This window comes from Roseateles sp. P5_E11 (genome assembly GCF_054049355.1).
The window spans coordinates 1-1,126 of sequence record NZ_JBFUMO010001032.1; the positions used below are offsets into that span (position 1 = coordinate 1).

The 1,126-nt window shown below is 66.3% G+C and carries 2 protein-coding genes; both read right to left on the reverse strand.

Annotation, left to right across the window (positions count from 1 at the left end; all coding sequences use genetic code 11):
* A partial coding sequence (locus ACXJKR_RS33165; protein WP_457326477.1) for a glycoside hydrolase family 1 protein occupies nucleotides 1-900 on the reverse strand: 900 nt, incomplete at its 3' end.
* Between the two features lie 75 nt (nucleotides 901-975).
* Complete coding sequence (locus ACXJKR_RS33170; RefSeq protein ID WP_457326478.1) at nucleotides 976-1,125, reverse strand: family 1 glycosylhydrolase; 150 nt, start codon at nucleotides 1,123-1,125, stop codon at nucleotides 976-978.
* Nucleotide 1,126 lies beyond the last annotated feature (1 nt).

Here is a 1,126-nt window from a genome sequence, read left to right on the forward strand (position 1 = left end):
GTATTTGTCGGCATGGATGGCGCCCAGCACCTGGGCGTTCCGGTCGACGAACCAGGCCTTGGCGGCGGCGATGTCGGCAGGCGTTTCCGTCACGGGCACGGACACGCCGCAGTTGTCGGTCAGGCCGACGACGGCGCCAGCGCCACCGAACTTGCGCACGGCACGCACGCCATGACCATGGCAGAGCAGCGCGTGGTGGTAGGTCTGGTTGACGACCTTGGCGCTTTCCTTGCGGCCCGGAGCCTTGCCGCCGGTGCCGTAGCCAAACAAGGTGAAGCAGACGATCTCGTTCAACGTGATCCAGTGCTTCACCTCCCCGGCGAAGGCCTTGACGACGGTGTCGGCATATTTCGCAAAGGCGTCGACGGTCACGCGCGACGTCCAGCCGCCGCGGTCTTCCAGCGCTTGCGGCAGGTCCCAGTGGAAGAGCGTCACCCAGGGCTCGATGCCGTGCTTCTTCATGCTGGCGAAGAGGCGGTGATAGAAGTCCAGCCCCTTCTGGTTGAGCGCGCCATCGCCGTTCGGGTAGATGCGTGGCCAGGCGATGGACAGGCGGTAGGTCTTGAACCCCAGCGAGGCCATCAGCGCGAAGTCCTCGTCGAAGCGGTGGTAGTGGTCGCAGGCGACGTCGGGCGTGTCGCCGTTGTGGACCTTGCCGGGGATGCGGCTGAAGCGGTCCCATACCGACTCGCCCTTGCCGTCCTCGAAGGCCGCACCCTCGAGCTGGGCGGAGGCAGCGGCGACGCCGAAGACGAAGTCGGCGGGGAAGGGGCTTTCGTAAGTCAGTACGCCTGGTGCGCTGCGGCGCTGTGGCGTGGCGGCCAGCGAAGCTGTGGCCAGCGCGGGCAACGCGGCGGCGGCGAAGAGTTGGCGGCGGCGCAGGGGGCGAAAGGAAGTCATCTGGATGGTCCTCGGTAGGCCGCACGTGGGGCGAAGGCCCGCCGCGGTGCGAGGGAATATAGGACCCGCTTCATTTCAGAGGATGCGACGTTCGCGGATCACATCGGCGTAATAGAGCGCCGACAGCTTSGGSGTGCGSACCTGCGTCTCGTAGTCGCAATGCACGATGCCAAAGCGCCGCTGGTAGCCGTCCTCCCACTCGTAGTTGTCGATGAAGCTCCACAGG